Origin of the sequence: Streptomyces sp. BoleA5, assembly GCF_000373665.1 — a bacterium.
In the GTDB taxonomy this organism is placed as follows: domain Bacteria; phylum Actinomycetota; class Actinomycetes; order Streptomycetales; family Streptomycetaceae; genus Actinacidiphila.
This window is the reverse complement of the sequence record NZ_KB892124.1, coordinates 16,322-34,173: the sequence shown is the minus strand read 5'-3', so window position 1 is coordinate 34,173 and position 17,852 is coordinate 16,322. Positions and strand designations below refer to the sequence as shown.

Here is a 17,852-nt window from a genome sequence, read left to right as displayed (position 1 = left end):
CGGGGTCAGGCCCCGGCGGTGCCCCCGGGCCCGCGCGTCGCGGAGATCGTGAGGCGTACGTAGTCCACGACGGGCTCCCGCAGGCGCCCGGCGACGGCGCGGACGAAGGCCTCGTGCTCCTCGGCGGGGAGGCGTTCCAGCTGTCCGCCGAGGACGACGACCGCGAGGTAGGAGAGCAGTTGCGGGCCCGGTTCGAGGCGGGCGGGGTCGGGCACGAGGGCGACCTCGACGTCTGTGAACCCGGCGTCCCGCAGGCGCTGTTCGGTCTCCTGGACGCCCGCGAAGTTCCAGACGGCGGGCTGCGGGCCGAGGACCTCGTCGACGGCAGCCGAGACGCCGGCGATGTTGCCGCGCCCGCCGCATTCGGCGACGAGGCGTCCGCCGGGGCGCAGAACGCGTGCGACACCCCGGAAGAGCGCGGCGTGGTCGGGGATCCAGTGGAGGGTGGCGACGCTGGTGACGGCGTCCACCGTGCCCGTCACCGGAAGGGGGCCGGTGATGTCGGCGTGCACGACCTCGACGCGGTCCAGGCGTCCGGCGAGGCGCCCACGGAGCCGCTCCAGCATGCGCAGCGAGCCGTCGACGGCCACGACCCGGCCGTGCGGCAGCAGTCCGAGCAGCGCCTCCGTGTCACGTCCGGTGCCGCAGCCGAGGTCGAGCACACGCTCGTCGCCGCGAAGTGCGAGGCGGTCCAGTGTCTTGCGGCCCCACTGCGCGTGGGGCAGCGGCAGGCTGTCGTACGTGGTGGCGTCCCATTCCCGCGTCATGACCGCCACGCTAACCTCGGCTGTCCGCCAGGTGATACCCACATCTCGCATAGTGACCAGCGAGGGCCTGCGGACCCACCCACGGAGGGGGACACATGACGGCAAGCGGGGTACGGCCGGTGGGATGGGTGACCGGCGGACGCGTGCCGGTCGCGACGACGACTGGGGCGGCGTCGAGGCGGTGATCCTGCCGGACGGGGAGCGGTTCGGGCCCGAGGCGCTGTACGGCCTTGACTCCTTACCCCACCCGGAGGTCGTCTTCCACTCGACCGGATCCCCGAGGAGCGGGTGGAGACCGGCGCGCGCCACCGGGACGCACCTGGAGAGCCAGGTCACCGCCTCCGGCTTCCGCAGCGTGGGGCTCGGCGTCCGGACAGGTGGCCACGACCCTCGCCCAGCCGCCGGTCAAGCACGTGCAGCGGCTGAACCGGATCCGGCGGGCGGTGCCGGCGCTGCAGACGGGCCAGTACTCCACGGCCGGGGTCGTCGGCGAGGTGGCCTTCAAGCGCCGCTGCACCGACGCCGCCACCGGCGTGGACAGCCTCGCGCTGCTCACGGTGAGCGGCGGCGCCACGTTCACCGGGATACCCACGGCACATACACGGACGCGGTGACCGGCGCGGTCAGGACCGTGACCGGCGGGAGCCTGTCCGTCGGCGCGCCGGCAAGGCCAATTTGCGCGTGTACGTCCTCGACCTGGGCGGCGGCAACACCGCGCCGCGCAAGGTCGCCTCGGACGGGCCCTACCTGAGGTGACGAGCGGTACGGCGACCCGGGCCCCCGGACCCGCCGCCGCGGTCGTCACCGCGGCGGCGGGTCCGCGGGACTCGCGGGGAAGCCCGGGACACCCCGGGGCAGCGGGCACCGGGACATCCGGGTGAGGTCAGCGGTCCCTCCGGCGTGTCCTCTCCCCGCGTGCCGGTCATTTGAGCTGATGTTCATTTCATGGGTTCACACCGTGCGGCCAAGCACGCGCGCCGCCGCGCGGCCGGACGTCCGTGCCGTACGACGCGCGTCTGGGCCACGGCCGCAGGGACGGCCGGCGTCGTCGCCGTGGCCGCCCTCGGGGTGCACAGCGCGGTCATCCACACCGACCCGCCCGCCGTCCACGCCCGCCCCGCGCCGAGCCCGCAGCTCATGCCCTTCCCCGACCTGGCCGCCCGGGCCCGGCTGCAGCGGGTACCGCTCTACCCGGCCCACGAACCCGACATCGTCCCGCGCAAGAGCTGGGGGGCCGACGAGTCGCTGCGCACCGAGCCCCCGCACTACAGCACCACGGTCAAGGCCGTCTTCCTGCACCACACCGACAGCGGCAACGACTACCGGTGCAAGGACGTGCCGCAGATCATCCGGGACATCTACTCCGGCCACATCCAGAGCCGCCACTGGGACGACGTCGCCTACAACTTCTTCGTCGACAAGTGCGGCACGATCTACGAGGGGCGCGCGGGCGGCTCCGACCGCCCCGTCACCGGGGCGCACTCGATCGGTTTCAACAAGGACACCATGGGCATCGCCGCGATCGGCACCTACGACGCGAAGGGCAGCGTCCCGCAGGCGATGGCCGAGTCGATCGCCCGGATCGCCGCCTGGAAGCTCGGGCTGTCCGACATCGATCCCCGGGGCGAGGTCGGCCTGGTCTCCAGCAGCAGCAAGAGCCGCTTCAAGAAGGGCGAGCGGGCGGTCTTCCACGTCATCGCGGGTCACCGCGACGCCTATATGACCGACTGCCCCGGCAAGGAGCTGTACGCCAAGCTCCCGGAGATCCGCACCGAGGCCGCACGACTGCAGGGCCGCCCCCCGCTGCGCGCCGCGAAGAGCAAGGGCTGACCGGCCCCTCCCGTGTCATCGGGGGGCGAGCGCCAGCAGCGCGACATCGTCGCCGACCGCGCCCGCGTACCGTCGCAGGTCCTCCCAGACCGCGTCGACGATCGCCTCCGGGGAGCGGTCGGCGCCCTCCGCCAGCCTCGCGGCGAGGCGTTGGGCGAGCGGGTAGAAGGTGCCCGAGGCGTCGCGGGCCTCGGTGACGCCGTCGGTGTACGCGAGGATCACGTCCCCCGGCAGCAGGGTCACCACCGACGGCAGGGCCGGCGCCTGTCCGGGCAGGCCCGCGCCGAGCGGCGGACCGGGGTCGCACTCCAGCTCCCGCACCTCGCGGTCGCGCAGCAGCAGCGCGGGCGGGTGCCCCTGGCAGACCAGCCGCACCCGTGACCCGTCGTCGGGGAACTCCAGCAGCAACGCGGTGGCGAACAACTCGGCGTTCCCGGCGGCGTCCAGGGAGAGCCGCCGTTCTAGGCGTCCCGCAACTCCACGCAGCTCCCGCTCGTCGAGCACCCCCTCGCGGAAGGCGCCGAGCAGCGCCGCGACCGTGCCGACCGCGGCGAGGCCGTGTCCCTGGACGTCGGCGACCAGCGCCCGTACGCCGAAGGGGCCGGGCCGCACGTCGTACAGGTCGCCGCCCACCAGGGTGCCGCGCTGCGCGGCCCGGTACAGGGCGGCGCAGCGCACCCGCCCCACCGTGCCGGGCACCGGGGCGAGGACGGCGAGCTGCGCCGCCTCCGCCACCGTCCGGGCCAGCACCAGGCGGCCCCGGAAGCGTTGCTGCACCGCGGCGATGACCACGCTGAGGGCGCCGATGAGGACGACGGCGCCGAGTTCGGCGCCCACCAGCGTCCCCGAACCCACGACGGGGAGTTCCATGACGACCACGACGGCGGCCGCCATGACCGCGGTGCCCGCCACGCCGTAGGTGAGCGCGGCGAGCGGCGCCACCGCCGCGTAGTAGGCGCCGAGCTCGACATCGCCGGGCGTGACGCCCTGGGCCAGGATCAGCGCGGTGAGGAGGACGACCGGAAGCAGGCGCAGCCAGCGCGGCGGTGCGCCGATCCGCAGTGTGCCGTCCCCGGCCGGAGCCGTGCCCATGCAGGCACCGTAACCGCGGGGGGCGCGGGCCGCGCGTCTCAGCCGGTGGGCGCGGCCGCGGCCCCGACGAGCTCCGGGTGGTGCCTGCGGGCGACCTCGGGGTGGGCGCGCAGCCACCCCTTGAGCTCGTTGCGGCCGTACTCGGCGAAGAGCGGGTTGGCCGGGTCCCGGGTGGCGCCGGGCGCGCGGTGGGCGTGCTCGAACGGGAGCGGGGCGACGCGCGCGTCGAGGCGCGGGTTGTAGAAGAAGGGCACGGAGTAGCGTTCGCGGGCGCCGGCCGGGCTGACCACGCGGTGGTTGGTGGCCTTGAGGTAGCCGTCGGTGGCGACCTCCAGCAGTTCGCCCAGGTTGACGACGAAGGCGCCGGGCAGCGGCGGCACGTCGTGGAAGCGGCCGTCGGAGCGCTCCACCTGCAAGCCGCCGACCTCGTCCTGGAGCAGCAGGGTGAGGAAGCCGTAGTCCTTGTGCGCGCCGACCCCCTGGTCGTCGCCGGTGGGTGCGGTCCCCGGGTAGCGGACGAGCTTGAGGTGCAGGTGCGGCTCGTCGGCGAAGGCCGCGTCGTAGAAGTCCTCGGGGGCGCCGATGGCGGCGAGCAGTTCGTGCAGCAGCCGGTGGGCGACGCGGCTGAGCCGGTCGATCCATGCCAGGGAGAGTTCGCGGAGCTCGGGCAGGGACCCCGGCCACTGGTTGGGGCCCTCCAGCCACCAGTACGCGGGCTCGCCCGCGGCCGGGACGTGCTGCGGGCGCTCGGCCCCGATGTCGAGCTGGTCGCGCCAGTCCCGGCTGCCGCCGGTGCGCTCCTCGCCGGTGCGGGTGTAGCCCCGGAAGTGAGGGGAGTTCAGGTTGCCGATGGCGAGCCGGTCGGCCTCGGGCAGGGCGAAGAACGCGCGGATCGCCCGCATCAGGGCGGCGGTCTCGTCGGCGGTCACGCCGTGGCCGGTGAGCTGGAAGAAGCCGACCTCGTGGGCGGCGGAGTGCAGTTCGCGGTGGAGACGGGCTCGTGCCTCGGGGCCGCGGTCCGCCGCGGAGAGGTCGATCACGGGGAGCTGGAGCGTCATGGTGTGGTGTCCGCAGGGTGAGGACCCGGCACGCCGGTGGTGACCGGACGCTGCGCGGCGGGGCCCTGGTGGGGCGGCGTCGCGGGCCGAGTGGGAGAAGGGGGCGGGGTCGGATCAGCCGCTGCGGCGACAGGACATGCTCGTGACGCGGACGAAGTCCACATGACGGCGGCGCACGAGCAAGAGCATGGGCCAAGGGTACTGCGCAGCGTCATCGTCGTCGGTGACGCATGTCACGCGGCCCCATGAGCCGGGCGCCACGGGCGTGGGGCGACGCCATGGCCGCTGCGGTGACGGACGGGCCACGATGTGGCGGCAGCCATCCCCGACGTGCAAATGGAGGCTCCCCATGCGCCCCTGGAGAGGCGTCCCCCTGCTCGCCGCCGCACTGCTCGCGCTCGGCGCGGCCGCGGTCCCCGCCGGTGCGGAGGCGGCCTCGGGTGCGGCGGGGCACTGCGCCCGGCTGGACCGGGTCGCCGTGCCCGGCGCCGAGCACCAGCAGAAGGCCTGCCTGGCCGACATGACGACCACCGCGCTGGCGGGCAGCGCGTACACCGACACCGCCGACCAGGCGGGTCTGGCGGCGGCCGGCACCACCCGCCCGTCCGGCGTGCCGGGAGTGCAGGTCGACGGCTACTTCCCCGACACCTCGGGCTTCAACACCACGCACGGCTGGCGGCACGACGCCCAGTTCGTGCTGCGGCTGCCGGACCGCTGGAACGGTGGCCTGATCGTGACCGGCGCGCCCGGCACCCGCAAGCAGTACTCGCTCGACGTCCTGATCTCCGACTGGGCGATCGCCCGGGGGTACGCGTTCGCCTCCACAGACAAGGGCAACAGCGGGCCGGACTTCTACACCGACGGCCGCCGCCCGGGTGACGCGATGGCCGAGTGGAACCGGCGCACGACCCAGCTCACGGTGGCCGCGAAGGCGGCGGTGGCCTCGCGCTACGGCCGCACGCCGCACCGTACCTACATGACCGGCATCTCCAACGGGGGCTACCTCACCCGCTGGCAGCTGGAGCACCACCCGGCGCTCTACGACGGCGGCGTGGACTGGGAGGGCACGCTCTGGACGGCGGACGGCCCCAACCTGCTGACCTCACTGCCGGTCACCGTGGCCCGCTCCCTGGGCCGGGCCGGCGACGCCGACCTGCTGGCGGCGGGCTTCGCGCCGGGCTCGGAGTTCCTGTGGGCCTACCACCAGCAGGCCTACTGGGGCCTGACGCAGAAGGTGTACCGCGCGTTGTTCGACCCCTCGTACGACCCCGCCTGTCCGGGTGCGAGCGCGGGTACGACCGTGCCGGAGATCCTGGCGCCCTGCGCGTCGGACGCCGACTACGACTACGCGGCGCGCCCGGCCGCCGTGCACCGGGCCGTGGGCCGCGTGTCGCTCACGGGGCGCATCGGCAAACCGATGATCACCCTGCACGGCACCCTTGACACGCTGCTGCCGATCGCGACCGACTCGGACGTCTACGACCGCATGATCGACTCCGCGGGCCGGGGTGGGCTGCACCGCTACTACACGATCGAGGGCGGCAACCACGTCGACGGCCTGTACGACACGTATCCGGACCGGCTGCGCCCGATCCTGCCCTGCTACCGGGCCGCGTTCGACGTGCTGACCTCATGGGTGGAGCACGGCCGCACCCCGCCCGCCGACCGCACGGTGCCCCGGCCGGCGACCGGGGACGTGGTCGACTCCTGCCCGCTGACCTGAGCTCAGACCCGCTCGAGCGGACGGTGCGGCCCGTCGGGGAGCTCGACGGCGATCGGGTCGCCGGGCCGCACCTCCCCGCCGTGCAGGACGACGCCCATGATCCCGCCCTTGCGCACGACAGCGCCGTGTTCGTCCCGGCCGACGACCTGCTTGAGCAGGCCCTGCCGGAAGCCGTCGATCTGCAGGCAGGGGTTGCGCAGCCCGGTCACCTCGACGACGGCCTGATCGCCGAGCCGCAGCCGGGTCCCGACGGGCAGGCCCAGCAGGTCGACACCGCGCGTGGTGACGTTCTCGCCGAGCTCGCCGGGGGCGACCTCGAAGCCTGACGTGCGCAACTCGTCGTGGAGTTCGCCGTGGATCAGGTGGACCTGGCGCAGGTTGGGCTGCGTCGGGTCCTGGGCCACCCGCGAACGGTGCTGCACCGTCACCCCGAGGTGGGCGTCGCCCTCCACGCCGAGTCCCGCCAGCAGGCGGATCCTGTCGCGGACGGGCTTGCTGAAGTGATGTCCCTCGTCACGGCTGACGGCGGTCACGGTCGCGGTCATGCTCCCCCTCGGTCGGTCGAACGCCCAGTCAGTCTAACGAAAGATTTCATTGAAGTTTCAATGATGGCGGCGTAGCCTGAGGTCATGCCTGTTCGCCGTCTGAACCACGCAGTCCTCTACATCCGCGACGTCGCCCGGTCCGTCGAGTTCTACACCGCCGTGTTCGGCTTCGAGGTGGCCGCGGAGATCCCCGGCCGCGCCGCCTTCCTGAGGGCCGAGGACACCCTCAACGACCACGACCTCGGGCTGTTCGTCATCGGCCCGGACGCACCCGGCCCCGAACAGGGCCGCGTCGGGCTCTACCACCTGGCCTGGGAGGTCGGCACACTCCGCGAACTGGCCGACACCGCCCGGCTGCTCACCGAGCGCGACGCGCTCGTCGGCTCCAGCGACCACCTCGTGTCGAAGTCGCTGTACGCCAAGGACCCGGACGGCAACGAGTTCGAGGTCATGTGGCGCGTCCCCCGCGAGGACTGGCCGCGGGGGCAGGAAGTGACCCGCCCCCTCCCCCTCGACCTGCAGGCATCGCTCGACCGCTGGGGCCCCGACCTCGGCACCGGTGCGGCCGCGGGCTCCGCCACCTGAGGGACGATCGCGGCCCGCGCTTCGTCACTTGCCGATCTGGCGCCTGCCGGACCGGCGCAGCCTGCGCCGCTGGGAAGGGTCCAGGGTGAGGTAGGCGGCCACGGGGACGCCCACGATGATCAGCACCGCCAGCCAGGCCGGCAGCACCCACAACAGGATCAGGCCGACGGCCACGCCGCCGACGGCGACCTTCGCGCGATTGGACATCTTCCCGCCTCCGTCTGCGGCACGTGCCGCACTCACTGGGGTAAACGCGGCATCACGCGCGACGGTTCCCCCGTACGGCGCGCCCTGCCCGGTGCCGGGCAGGGCGCGGCCGGCGGGTCTCACTCGTGGTGGCGTTCGGTCAGTTCCCTGGGTTCCTGCGCGGGCGCGTCCGGCGCCGTCGCGCACTCGGGGGTGGTCTCCTGACGGTCGGCGGCGGCCGGCCGTTCCCGGTCACGGGCGGCCTCGGCGCGCACGAGCGCGCCCAGGGCCGCGTAGATGTCCACGGGCATGGCGGGGTCCTCCTGCGGGGTTCGTCCTGCTGACGGGTGTGGGGCCGCGAACGCAGGGCCCGTCAGCAGCGCAGGACGAGGTGCAGGTGTTCCGGTCTTCCCGCGGGGGCGACATGCCGGGCGGGACCGCGAAGCGCGGCCCCGACGGGGTCAGGGGGGCAGGTGTCGTGGACCGCGTCCGCCGCGTGGCCCTGGACGGTGCCGGCCCGCTGCTGGGGGCCGGCCTGCGGGGCGGTCCGCCGCCCGACGCTCGCCGGGAGGTGGTGTGTCTGCTTGCCCCGGTCGTCCGTGGCGACGGCCACGGACACCGTCGGCTCCGGCGACTGCAGGGCCGCGACCCCGGGTGCGCACAGCGCGTGGAGCAGGCACACGAGCGCCGCGAAAAGCCCGACCGCGGCCCCTGCGGGCCCTGCGGGGGCCCGACGGGGACGTCCCGCTGCGGCATGCGGCATGCGCTGCTCCTCCGGATGCGTACACCCCACTCTTAACCGGCCGCGTACGGGAACCCCGTGGGGCGCTACGCTGATCGGCTCACGTGTTCATCCGGGGGGCGCAATCCGGGGGGCGGGACGTTGTGGTTGCGGTCCGTTGTCGGGTGCGGGTTGTTCGCGCCTGCGGCGGGCGGTTCCCCCGCCCGCCGCAGGCGCAACGGACCCGCACACAACCACCGGGCCGCGGGAGGCGCGCCCCGGACACGCACAGCCGCGGCGCGCCAGGCGGCCCCCTCGACCGCCCCGCACGTCGCGCCCGGTACGATCAGGGGCGGCACTCCGCCCGGAACCTCGCGGACGTGCCCCCGCCCCCCGTGTGCCCGACCGGGACGGGGCGGCGGCCGGGTCGCCGCCGGGAACCGCCACAGCGGAGACGGGGCGCTCGGCACCACTCCCCCGGCTCAGGCCCCCCGGTACCGGGTGAAGACGGGGAACGCCGCCGCGAGGCCCAGCATCACGACCACGACGAGCACACCGCCCACGGCGACCGCGCCGCGCGTCCCGAACGCGGAGCCGGCCGTGCCGTGGAGGAGGTCGGCCAGCCGGGGCCCGCCCGCGACCACCACGGTGAAGACGCCTTGCATGCGCCCGCGCATGTCGTCGGTCGCGACCGACTGCAGGATGGCGCTGCGGAACACCATCGAGACCATGTCCGCGAACCCGGCCAGCGCCAGGAATCCCGCGGCCCACCACAGGCTGCCGCTGAGCCCCAGTCCGGTGATCGCGGCGCCCCAGCCGCAGACCGCGATGACGACCATCAGGCCGTGGCGCTTCGCGCGGGAGAACGTGCCCGAGAACAGTCCCCCGGCGACGGCGCCGATGGGGATGGCCGCGTACAGCAGGCCGAGTGCGAAGCCCTCGTTCCAGGAGGCGTAGGTGGTGTGGGCGAGCTGGGGGAACAGGGCGCGCGGCATGCCGAAGACCATGGCGACGATGTCGGCGAGGAAGGACAGCAGAAGGATGCGCTGCGCGGTGATGTAGCGGAAGCCGGCGCCGACCTCGCGCCAGCCGCCGCGCCGGGCGACGGGCGCCCCGTTCGCCTCCAGGGGCGGCAGCGCGGGCAGCCGCCACACCGCCCACACGGTCGCGGTGAGGGCGATCGCGTCGATGAGGTAGAGGTCGGCCAGGCCGATGACGGGTATGAGGACGCCGGCGAGCAGCGGGCCGACGATCAGGCCGGTCTGCATGACGGTCGAGCCGAGGGCGATGGCGGCGGGCAGTTCCTCGGCGGGCACCAGGCGGGCGATGGCGGCGCTGCGCGCGGGGGCGTTCATGCCGGCCGCCGCCTGCTGGGCGGCGAGCAGCACCATGAGCAGCCAGACGGAGTGCGCGCCCGCGAAGGCCTGCACCCAGAAGAGCAGCGAGGTGACGGCGATGGCGATGTTCGTGAGCAGCATCAGCTTGCGCCGGTCCACGCTGTCGGCGACGGCCCCGCCCCACAGGGCGAACACCACCAGCGGGACAAGCCCGGCGAGGCTGGAGTAGCCGACCCACGCGGACGAGCCGGTGATGTCGTAGATCTGCTTGGGCACAGCGACGGCGGTGAGCTGGCTGCCCACGGCGGTCACGGTGGTGGAGCTCCACAGGCGGCGGTAGGCGGGGTGGCGCAGGGGGCGGGTGTCCATGAGCCAGCGTCGCCGGCGGGTGCTGCTGTCCTCTGCGGCGGCTGTGCCGGCCGCCGTGACGCGGTCCGCGGTGGGTTCGTCGGCGGGGGCGTCCTCGGCGGTCTTCTTGCTGCTGTCCACGGGTGCTGTTTGCTTCCTCGTACAACTATCGCTGACCCGCTGACACTACCCGTCCGCCCTCACCGGTCGTGAGGGCGGACGGGCAGGGCCTGTATCAGCGCCCCGCGGGGACCGTGGTCGAGGTGCGGCGCGGGGCAGGCGGGACGTCCGCGACGCGCTGTGCGGCGGACGCGTGCGGGGCAGCGGCGGAGAGGCCGCGCGCTCCACCGACGAGCGGCAGCAGGGCACGCGAGCGGGCCAGGTCGAGGGTGACGGTGGGGATGGTGTCGGGGGGCTCGACCATTCCCCCGTCGGTGCCGGCGACGATCAGCGCGAGCCGGTGCCCGGCCGGGACGACGTGGTCGGTGGCCGCCAGGGTGACGGTGGCCGTGTAGGCCCGGCCCGGGACGAGCGGTCGCCCGTGCCACGCGGAGGCGGCGTGCCCTAGGTCGGCCCAGCCGCGGCTCACCACGGTGTGGGTGACGTCGGCCGCGTCGGTGGCCGTGTCGCGGAAGCAGGCGCTGTCGCCCTCCGTGCTCTCGCCCCAGCACGAGCTCGTGGCCAGGTCGAGGATGCCCTCCTTGGCGCCCAGGAAGTCCCGGACGGTGTCAGGGCCGAGGTCGACCAGGACCGCCGAGAGGTGCGCGCTGGTGGTCGACGAGGACGCGGTGACGGTGACCGTCCCGCTGCCGGACAGCCTCAGGTCGCGCTTGAGGGTGCCGGTGGTGAAGACGGCCCTGGAGTCGCTCGGGGTGTCCGCCCCGGCGGCCCAGTCCTCCTCCCACTCCTGCGGCGTGTCGGTGAAGGCCGCGGTGCTGCCGGGCACGGCGGGCGCGGTGCTCAGGCCGCCCTGGCCGGGGACGGCGCCGGGGCGCAGGTTCAGCCGGGTGGGTTCGGTGCCGGCGGGCGGCCAGGAGCGGTCGGTCGTCCACTGGTCGGGGGCGCGTTCGACGTCGGCGCCGGGCTCGCGCTCCACGCCGTTGCGCACGCCCAGCAGGTAGTGGTCGAACCAGCGGTGCAGGGCGGACACCCATGCGTCGCGCCGGAAGTCGAAGGGGTCGACGTGGCCGGTCTGCGACAGCCACACCTTGCGTTCCACGCCGTGCGCGGCCAGCGCGTCCCACCACTGGCCGAAGTGCTTGGTGCGGACGTTGAGGTCCTGCATGCCGTGGACGGCGAAGACGCTGGCGCGGACCTTCCCGGCGTCCTTGGTGTAGTCGCGTTCGCTCCAGAACCTCGTCCAGTCGCCGCTGCGGGGCGCCCCGTCGACGATGCGCTGCTGCACGGCGGCGCAGCGGGCGCGGGCGTCCGGGCTCTCGACGTAGCCCGACAGCCAGTCGGGGCCGGAGTCGTAGAGGGCGGCACCCTGCTGGAAGTAGTAGTCGTACCAGGAGCTGATGGCGCTGATCGGCACGATGGTGCGCAGGCCGCGCACCCCGGTCGCGGCGACGCCGTTGGCGATCGTCCCGTCCCAGCTCTTGCCGATCATGCCGACGTCGCCGGTGGACCAGCGGGCGCTCGCGGGCCGGGAGCCGGTGCGGGAGGTGTAGCCCTTGGCCCGGCCGTTCAGCCAGTCGATCACTGCCTTGGCCGAGCCGATGTCGGAGGGGCCGCCGACGTCCACGCAGCCGTCGGAGCGGTTGGTGCCGGCCAGGTCGACCAGGACGACGGCGTAGCCGCGCGGGACGAAGTAGTTGTCGTAGTACAACGGGGCCTGGACCATGCGGCCCTGGTCGTCGTAGGTCTTCGACTGGCCCTCGTTGCCGCGTCCGCAGCAGGAGTAGTAAGGGCTCGCGTCCATGATCACCGGGACCTTGCGGCCGGCGGCCGCGGGCTCGCGGGGCCGCACGATGTCGGCGGCGACCCGGTCGGTGCGGCCGTCGCCGTCGTCGTCGCGGCCCGTCTCGACCCAGACCGCCTCGCGGACGGCGTCGGCGTACGAGTAGTCCGGCCGGCTCAGCCCGTGGCGGACGGTGCCAGCGGCGGAGGCGGCCTGCACGGTGGCGACCGGGAGGAGGACGGCTGCGAGGGCGGCGATCACGGTCGCCACCAGGGAGGTCGTTCGTATGCGGATGCGGTCGGTACGGGGGCTGGTGGTGCGCATGGGTGAAGGCACCCGCGGACGCTAGCCGCGGCCCCGCCCCTGGTGCCAGAGCGATACCGGACAACTTGCGGGGGCGCCTTGGCACTTGTGACGCGGAGCGGCACAGGGGCCGCGCGCCGGGTTCACGCGTTCGGCTCAGCCCGGCGATCCCCCGCACACGATCTGTGATGACCTGGTTACGCAGTCGAAGGGCGGGGGCGACGGCGTGACCGCTCCCTGCCGGGGAGTGGCGCCCGGACCCGTCCCCGCGGCCGCTCACCGATGCCGACCGGCCCCGCGTCTCCCAACGGGCGGAAACGAAGGCGTGGCGATGAAAGCTGTCCCGGCCTCGGGCCGAATACCCTGGCGCGGCCTGCTCTGCACGCTCGTCGTGCTGGTCGCGTTCGGGCTGCTGCTCGCCACGTGCACCGCCGTGACGCACCCGGGCGGGACCGCCGGGCCCGTCCCCTCCGGGACGGCCTCCGCGAGTGCGTCCGACGCCCCGATCCGCGTGGACCTGCGGCGCTACTACACGCAGGACCCGCGCTGGAGGCACTGCCCCGAACGGTCGTTCCAGTGCGCGAGCCTCAGGGTGCCGCGCGACTACGCGCACCCGGAGGCGGGCGACATCGCGCTGTCCGCCATCCGCAGGCCCGCCACCGGCCGCGGGGCGGCGCGCATCGGCGCGCTCCAGATCAACCCCGGCGGGCCCGGTCTCTCCGCCGTCGACGACCTGCTGGCCTACGCCGACAGCTACTCCCCGTCCCTGCGCGCCGCGTACGACCTGGTCGCGGTCGACCCGCGCGGCGTCGGGCACAGCACGCCGGTGGAGTGCGGTGCCACCGGCCTTCCGGGCACCGGGACGCGCGGTGCGCCGTCCTCGGACGAGGCCGCGATCATCGACACCTGGGCCGACTACCACGCGGAGGTCGCCGCGGACTGCGCCCGGCGCGCCGGGCGGCTGCTGCCGCACGTGGGCACCCTCGACGCCGCCCGCGACATGGACGTCGTACGCGCCGTACTGGGCGAGGACCGCCTGCACTTCCTCGGCTTCTCCTACGGCACCTACCTGGGCGCCACCTACGCCGAGCTCTTCCCCTCCCGCGTCGGCCGGTTCGTCCTGGACGGCGCCGTGGACCCGGCCATGGACGGCTACCACGCCTACCTCAACCAGGCCCGCGGGTACCAGATCGCCTGGGAGTCCTTCGCCGACGACTGCGCCCGCCGCGGACACTGCCCGGTCGGCCGCTCCGTCAAGGAGGCGGGCCGGACCCTGGACGCGCTGGTCGCCGCGCTCGACCGCGCGCCCCTTCGGCAGGGCAAGGACGACCGTCTCGACGGCGAGGCCCTGCTCGGCGCGGTCGTCACCGCGCTGCGCGCGCCCGACTGGGAGACGCTGCGCTCGCTGCTCGACGGTGTGCGGTCCGGCGACACCGGTGTGCTGCGGGAACTCGTGGGCTCGGAGGACGACGCGCCCGGCGACGAGTCCATGACGGCCGTCAACTGCCTGAGTTCCGCGCTCGAATCGCGCTCGACCCCGGCCCAGACGCTCGCGGCGCTGCCCGAGTTCCGGCGGGCCTCGCCCCAGTTCGGCGCGTTCTACAACGAGGACCTGTCGACGTGCGCCCACTGGCCCGCGCGGCCCACGCAACTCCCGCGCCGCGTCAGCGCCCGCGGCGCCGGGCCCATCCTCGTGCTCGGCACCACCCGTGACCCCGCCACCCCCTACGACCAGGCCCGGGCCCTGGCCCGCCAGCTCTCCTCCGGCCGGCTCCTGACCTGGGACGGCGACGGGCACACCGCCTACCAGCGCGGCAGCCGCTGCGTCGACACCGCCGTCGACGACTACCTGCTGCACGGTCTGCTCCCGCCCACCGGCGCGGTCTGCCGCTGACTGACCACCCGCCCCGCGCTCCGCGCGGCGCACAGAAAGGCGTGGCCATGAACGCACCCCGACGCAGGCTCCACGGCTTCGTCGCCGTGCTCGGCAGCTGCGCGCTGCTGCTCACCGCGTGCGCGGCGGGCGACCTCCGGCAGACGCCGGCCGGGGCACCGGCGGCGCCCGCAGGAGGTGCCGCCACCTCCGGACCGGCGGAACTGGCGCGCTACTACGGGCAGAAGCCGGTCTGGAAGGCCTGCGCCGAGGTGCCGTCGTTCCAGTGCGCCACCATCGAGGTGCCACTGGACTACGACCGCCCCGCGGGCGGCGAGATCACCCTGGCCGCGATACGCCAGAAGGCCACCGGGAACGGCGCCGCCCGCGTCGGCTCGCTGCAGATGAACCCGGGCGGACCGGGCTCGTCCGCGATCGCCTACCTCCTCGGCAACGCCGACTCCTTCTCCCCCGCGGTGCGCGCCGCGTACGACCTGGTCGCGGTCGACCCGCGCGGTGTCGGCGCCAGCACCCCGGTGGACTGCGCCACCGAGACCACCGCGGCGGCCCCGGACCCCGGTGCGCGCAGGGCGGACATCGGCGCCTCGGCCGCCGCCTACGCGCAGGTGGCGGCCGAATGCCGCCGCCACGCGGGGCGGTTGCTGCCGCACGTGGGCACCCTGGACGCCGCCCGCGACATGGACGTCGTACGCGCCGTGCTGGGCGACGAGCGGCTCCACTACGTGGGTTTCTCGTACGGCACCTACCTCGGCGCCACCTATGCCGAGCTGTTCCCCACCCGCGTCGGCCGCATGGTCCTCGACGGCGCCGTCGACCCCTCCCTGGACGGGTACGAGTTCACGATCGGACAGGCCCGGGGCTACGAGGTCGCCTGGAAGTCCTTCGCCGCCGACTGCGCCACCCGGCCCGGCTGCCCCGTCGGGCACTCGGTCCAGGAGGCCGACCGCATCCTGAACTCCCTGGTGGCGAAGGCGAACCGCACGCCCCTTCGGCAGGGCAAGGACATCGCCGTCACGGGAGACTCCGTCCTCGCGGCGGTGGTCGTCGCCCTGCGGGCCCCGGCCTGGGAGGCGCTGCGCGCCGCGCTCGCGCAGTTGCGGGCCGGTGACACCACGGCGGTTCAGTCGCTCGTGGGCGCGGACGAGGAGACCGACCCGGGCGACCAGTCGTACTACGCCGTGTCGTGTCTGAGTTCCACGCTGGGAACGTGGTCGACCGTCGCCCAGGCGGAGGCGGCGCTGCCCGAATTCCGCCGGGCCGCCCCGCAGTTCGGCGAGTACTACGCCGGGACCCTGCCGATGTGCACCCAATGGCCCGTCCGTCCGGACCAGTCCGCGCACCGGATCACCGCGGCCGGCGCGGCGCCGATCCTGGTCGTGGGCACCCTGCGTGACCCGGCCACCCCGTACCCCTGGGCGCGGGCCCTCGCCGGACAGCTCTCCTCCGGGCGGCTCCTCACCTGGGACGGCGACGGGCACACCGCGTACCACCAGGGCAGCACCTGCATAGAGAGCGCTGTCGACACCTACCTGACACAAGGCCGGACACCACCCTCCGGCACGGTCTGCGTCTGACGGGCGGTGGCCGCCGTGCGGGCCACGGGTGTCCTGTCCGGCAGGCGCGGGCGCGTCGCGGCCGGGCTGCTGAGCACCTGCCTGGTGCTGACGGCCTGTTCACCACAGCGCCCGCACCGGCCGGCGGGAGCCAAGCGGTCCGCGGCCGCGGCCGCGACCGCGCCCACTCCGGTCGGCTCCGCCGCCTCGGCGGCGGCGTCCGTGGCCGCCTCGGCGGCGGCGGCGCCGGACGTGTCGCGCTACTACCGGCAGCGACTGGACTGGCGGCCCTGCCGGGAAGCGGCGTCGTTCCGGTGCACCTCGGTGACGGTGCCGCTGGACTACACCCATCCGGAGCGCGGCGACATCCGGCTGGCGGTCGTCCGCCACCCGGCCACCGGGCCGCGCGCGGCCCGGCTCGGCTCGCTGCTGCTCAATCCCGGCGGACCCGGGGTGTCGGCGGTCGACGACGTCCTGTCCTTCGCCGACGGCTTCTCCCCCGCGCTACGCGCCGCGTACGACCTCGTCGGCGTCGACCCCCGGGGCGTGGGGCGCAGCGACCCGGTCGACTGCGGGACGGGCACCTCGCCGGCCGCCCTCGAGGCCGAGGGGGACGCCGTGGGGCCCGGGTCGGGCTTCGCGCTGATCGCCGGTGCGTGCGCGCGGACCGCCGGCCGGCTCCTGCCCCACGTCGGCACCCCAGACGCCGCCCGGGACATGGACGTCGTACGGGCGCTGCTCGGCGACGACCGGCTGGGCTTCCTCGGGTACTCCTACGGAAGCTATCTGGGGGCCACCTACGCGGAGCTCTTCCCCTCCCGCGTCGGCCGCATGGTCCTCGACGGCGCCGTCGACCCCGGCATGGACGCCTTCCGCGCCACCCTGGGCATGGCGCGCGGCTACCAGGTGGCCTGGGAGGCCTTCGCCGCCGACTGCGTCCCCCGCCCCGGCTGCCCGGTCGGCGGTTCGCTCCGGGACGCGGGGCGCGTCCTGGACGACCTGGTCGCCGAACTCGACGAAGCCTCCCGCGAAGGGGACGGCCGCGGTGTCCCGGCCACCGGCGACGATCTGCTCACCGCGGTCACCTCGGCACTCGCGACGCCGGCATGGGGCGGACTGCGCTCCCTGCTCCGCGAGGTGCAGGCGGGCGACGCCGCCACCCGGCGGCTGCTCCTCGGTACGGACGACGCCGGAGGACCGGGTGAGCAGTCCCTGGCGGCGATCAACTGCCTGAGCTCCGCGCTGGGTCCGCGCTCGACCGACGCGCAGACGCGTGCGGCCGTGCCCGAGTTCCGCCGTGCGGCACCCCAGTTCGGCGCCTACTACGCCGGGTTCCTCCCGATGTGCGCCCACTGGCCGGCCCGGCCGACCCAGGTGCCGCACCGCATCAGCGCCCGCGGCGCCCCGCCCATCCTCGTCGTCGGCACCACCCGCGACCCCGCCACCCCCTACGACCAGGCCCGGGCCCTGGCCCGCCAGCTCTCCTCCGGCCGGCTCCTGACCTGGGACGGCGACGGGCACACCGCCTACCAGCAGGGCAGCCGCTGCGTCGACACCGCCGTCGACGACTACCTCCTGCACGGCCGGCTCCCGGCGGACGGCACCGTATGCCGCTGACGGGCACCGCGTGGGGGACGAGCGCCGCGCACCACTTCGGCACACGCCACTTCGCACGACATGGGAAAGGCAGGACGATGGACGCAGTCAGGCACACCGGCCACGGGCCCGGGAGGCGACGACGACGCGCGGCCGCGGCCCGGCCCCGTCCACCGCGCCGATCCTGGTCGTCGGCACCCTGCGCGACCCGACCACCCCGTACTCCTGGGCGCAGGCGCTCACCCGGCTGTTCCCCTCGGCCCGGCTGCTCATCTGGGACGGCGACGGGCACACCGCCTACCTTCAGCCTGGAAGTGCCTGCGTCGACGCCGTGGTCGACCGGTACCTGCTCGGCGGCGGGCTCCCGCCCGCGGGCACCGTCTGCCCCTGAGGCCCCGCCGAGGCGCGCTCCCC

The 17,852-nt window shown here is 74.6% G+C and carries 16 protein-coding genes and 1 pseudogene; 8 read left to right on the top strand and 9 right to left on the bottom strand.

Translation table 11 applies throughout. The features are described from left to right. Window positions 1–5 precede the first annotated feature (5 nt). Window positions 6–767: a class I SAM-dependent methyltransferase gene (locus tag B085_RS0129940; protein ID WP_018562290.1), complete on the bottom strand. Its 762-nt coding sequence runs from the start codon at window positions 765–767 to the stop codon at window positions 6–8. Window positions 768–1,077: 310 nt separating this feature from the next. Between B085_RS0129940 and B085_RS47550 the strand changes: the two are divergent. Further along, window positions 1,078–1,523, top strand: a pseudogene (locus B085_RS47550) (alpha-amylase); the annotation flags it as partial. 189 nt (window positions 1,524–1,712) lie between these two features. Beyond that, window positions 1,713–2,597 (top strand): peptidoglycan recognition protein, encoded by an 885-nt coding sequence (locus B085_RS44240; RefSeq protein WP_018562289.1) that lies wholly within the window; start codon window positions 1,713–1,715, stop codon window positions 2,595–2,597. Window positions 2,598–2,612: 15 nt separating this feature from the next. Here B085_RS44240 and B085_RS0129920 read toward each other — a convergent pair whose 3' ends face one another. Both B085_RS0129920 and B085_RS0129915 read right to left on the bottom strand, forming a co-directional pair. Continuing rightward, a complete protein-coding gene (locus tag B085_RS0129920; RefSeq protein WP_018562288.1) occupies window positions 2,613–3,689 on the bottom strand; it encodes a PP2C family protein-serine/threonine phosphatase in 1,077 nt (358 codons plus the stop codon). Between the two features lie 38 nt (window positions 3,690–3,727). Beyond that, the gene (locus B085_RS0129915) at window positions 3,728–4,747 is read right to left on the bottom strand and encodes an isopenicillin N synthase family dioxygenase (RefSeq protein ID WP_018562287.1); all 1,020 of its coding nucleotides are present in this window, start codon (window positions 4,745–4,747) and stop codon (window positions 3,728–3,730) included. Between the two features lie 349 nt (window positions 4,748–5,096). Here B085_RS0129915 and B085_RS0129910 point away from each other — a divergent pair, with 349 nt between their 5' ends. Beyond that, window positions 5,097–6,470: a tannase/feruloyl esterase family alpha/beta hydrolase gene (locus B085_RS0129910; RefSeq protein WP_018562286.1), complete on the top strand. Its 1,374-nt coding sequence runs from the start codon at window positions 5,097–5,099 to the stop codon at window positions 6,468–6,470. A 2-nt stretch (window positions 6,471–6,472) separates the two neighbouring features. On the opposite strand, the gene B085_RS0129905 is transcribed toward B085_RS0129910, so the two are convergent. Beyond that, the gene (locus B085_RS0129905) at window positions 6,473–7,015 is read right to left on the bottom strand and encodes an MOSC domain-containing protein (protein WP_018562285.1); all 543 of its coding nucleotides are present in this window, start codon (window positions 7,013–7,015) and stop codon (window positions 6,473–6,475) included. 84 nt (window positions 7,016–7,099) lie between these two features. Between B085_RS0129905 and B085_RS0129900 the strand changes: the two genes are divergently transcribed. Further along, complete coding sequence (locus B085_RS0129900; protein ID WP_018562284.1) at window positions 7,100–7,600, top strand: VOC family protein; 501 nt, start codon at window positions 7,100–7,102, stop codon at window positions 7,598–7,600. A gap of 24 nt (window positions 7,601–7,624) precedes the next feature. Here the strand turns inward: B085_RS0129900 and B085_RS0129895 are convergent, their stop codons facing one another. From B085_RS0129895 to B085_RS0129875, 5 genes are all read right to left on the bottom strand, one after another. Beyond that, window positions 7,625–7,807: a hypothetical protein gene (locus B085_RS0129895; RefSeq protein WP_018562283.1), complete on the bottom strand. Its 183-nt coding sequence runs from the start codon at window positions 7,805–7,807 to the stop codon at window positions 7,625–7,627. 119 nt (window positions 7,808–7,926) lie between these two features. Continuing rightward, complete coding sequence (locus tag B085_RS49660) at window positions 7,927–8,097, bottom strand: hypothetical protein (protein WP_018562282.1); 171 nt, start codon at window positions 8,095–8,097, stop codon at window positions 7,927–7,929. 62 nt (window positions 8,098–8,159) lie between these two features. Beyond that, window positions 8,160–8,549, bottom strand: coding sequence for a hypothetical protein (locus B085_RS0129885; RefSeq protein ID WP_158689856.1), 390 nt, complete (start codon window positions 8,547–8,549; stop codon window positions 8,160–8,162). A 440-nt stretch (window positions 8,550–8,989) separates the two neighbouring features. After that, window positions 8,990–10,333, bottom strand: a complete 1,344-nt coding sequence (locus B085_RS0129880) for an MFS transporter (protein WP_018562280.1) — start codon at window positions 10,331–10,333, stop codon at window positions 8,990–8,992. A 94-nt stretch (window positions 10,334–10,427) separates the two neighbouring features. After that, window positions 10,428–12,416: a Xaa-Pro dipeptidyl-peptidase gene (locus B085_RS0129875; protein ID WP_018562279.1), complete on the bottom strand. Its 1,989-nt coding sequence runs from the start codon at window positions 12,414–12,416 to the stop codon at window positions 10,428–10,430. A 310-nt stretch (window positions 12,417–12,726) separates the two neighbouring features. Between B085_RS0129875 and B085_RS0129870 the strand changes: the two genes are divergently transcribed. The 4 genes from B085_RS0129870 to B085_RS51525 are packed head-to-tail and all read left to right on the top strand — an operon-like array spanning window position 12,727 to window position 17,829. Next, window positions 12,727–14,289, top strand: a complete 1,563-nt coding sequence (locus tag B085_RS0129870; protein ID WP_018562278.1) for an alpha/beta hydrolase — start codon at window positions 12,727–12,729, stop codon at window positions 14,287–14,289. 47 nt (window positions 14,290–14,336) lie between these two features. Beyond that, complete coding sequence (locus B085_RS0129865) at window positions 14,337–15,863, top strand: alpha/beta hydrolase (protein WP_018562277.1); 1,527 nt, start codon at window positions 14,337–14,339, stop codon at window positions 15,861–15,863. 15 nt (window positions 15,864–15,878) lie between these two features. Beyond that, entirely contained in the window at window positions 15,879–17,459 is a 1,581-nt protein-coding gene (locus B085_RS0129860; protein WP_234018695.1) for an alpha/beta hydrolase, read from the top strand. A gap of 10 nt (window positions 17,460–17,469) precedes the next feature. Continuing rightward, a complete protein-coding gene (locus B085_RS51525; RefSeq protein ID WP_018562275.1) occupies window positions 17,470–17,829 on the top strand; it encodes an alpha/beta hydrolase in 360 nt (119 codons plus the stop codon). Window positions 17,830–17,852 lie beyond the last annotated feature (23 nt).

Excerpts from the sequence above, each read along its gene's own strand:
- B085_RS0129940 (WP_018562290.1), bottom strand. The coding sequence starts at position 767 with ATGACGCGGGAATGGGACGCCACCACGTACGACAGCCTGCCGCTGCCC.
- B085_RS44240 (WP_018562289.1), top strand. The coding sequence starts at position 1,713 with ATGGGTTCACACCGTGCGGCCAAGCACGCGCGCCGCCGCGCGGCCGGA.
- B085_RS0129920 (WP_018562288.1), bottom strand. The coding sequence starts at position 3,689 with ATGGGCACGGCTCCGGCCGGGGACGGCACACTGCGGATCGGCGCACCG.
- B085_RS0129915 (WP_018562287.1), bottom strand. The coding sequence starts at position 4,747 with ATGACGCTCCAGCTCCCCGTGATCGACCTCTCCGCGGCGGACCGCGGC.
- B085_RS0129910 (WP_018562286.1), top strand. The coding sequence starts at position 5,097 with ATGCGCCCCTGGAGAGGCGTCCCCCTGCTCGCCGCCGCACTGCTCGCG.
- B085_RS0129905 (WP_018562285.1), bottom strand. The coding sequence starts at position 7,015 with ATGACCGCGACCGTGACCGCCGTCAGCCGTGACGAGGGACATCACTTC.
- B085_RS0129900 (WP_018562284.1), top strand. The coding sequence starts at position 7,100 with ATGCCTGTTCGCCGTCTGAACCACGCAGTCCTCTACATCCGCGACGTC.
- B085_RS0129895 (WP_018562283.1), bottom strand. The coding sequence starts at position 7,807 with ATGTCCAATCGCGCGAAGGTCGCCGTCGGCGGCGTGGCCGTCGGCCTG.
- B085_RS49660 (WP_018562282.1), bottom strand. The coding sequence starts at position 8,097 with ATGCCCGTGGACATCTACGCGGCCCTGGGCGCGCTCGTGCGCGCCGAG.
- B085_RS0129885 (WP_158689856.1), bottom strand. The coding sequence starts at position 8,549 with ATGCCGCATGCCGCAGCGGGACGTCCCCGTCGGGCCCCCGCAGGGCCC.
- B085_RS0129875 (WP_018562279.1), bottom strand. The coding sequence starts at position 12,416 with ATGCGCACCACCAGCCCCCGTACCGACCGCATCCGCATACGAACGACC.
- B085_RS0129870 (WP_018562278.1), top strand. The coding sequence starts at position 12,727 with ATGAAAGCTGTCCCGGCCTCGGGCCGAATACCCTGGCGCGGCCTGCTC.
- B085_RS0129865 (WP_018562277.1), top strand. The coding sequence starts at position 14,337 with ATGAACGCACCCCGACGCAGGCTCCACGGCTTCGTCGCCGTGCTCGGC.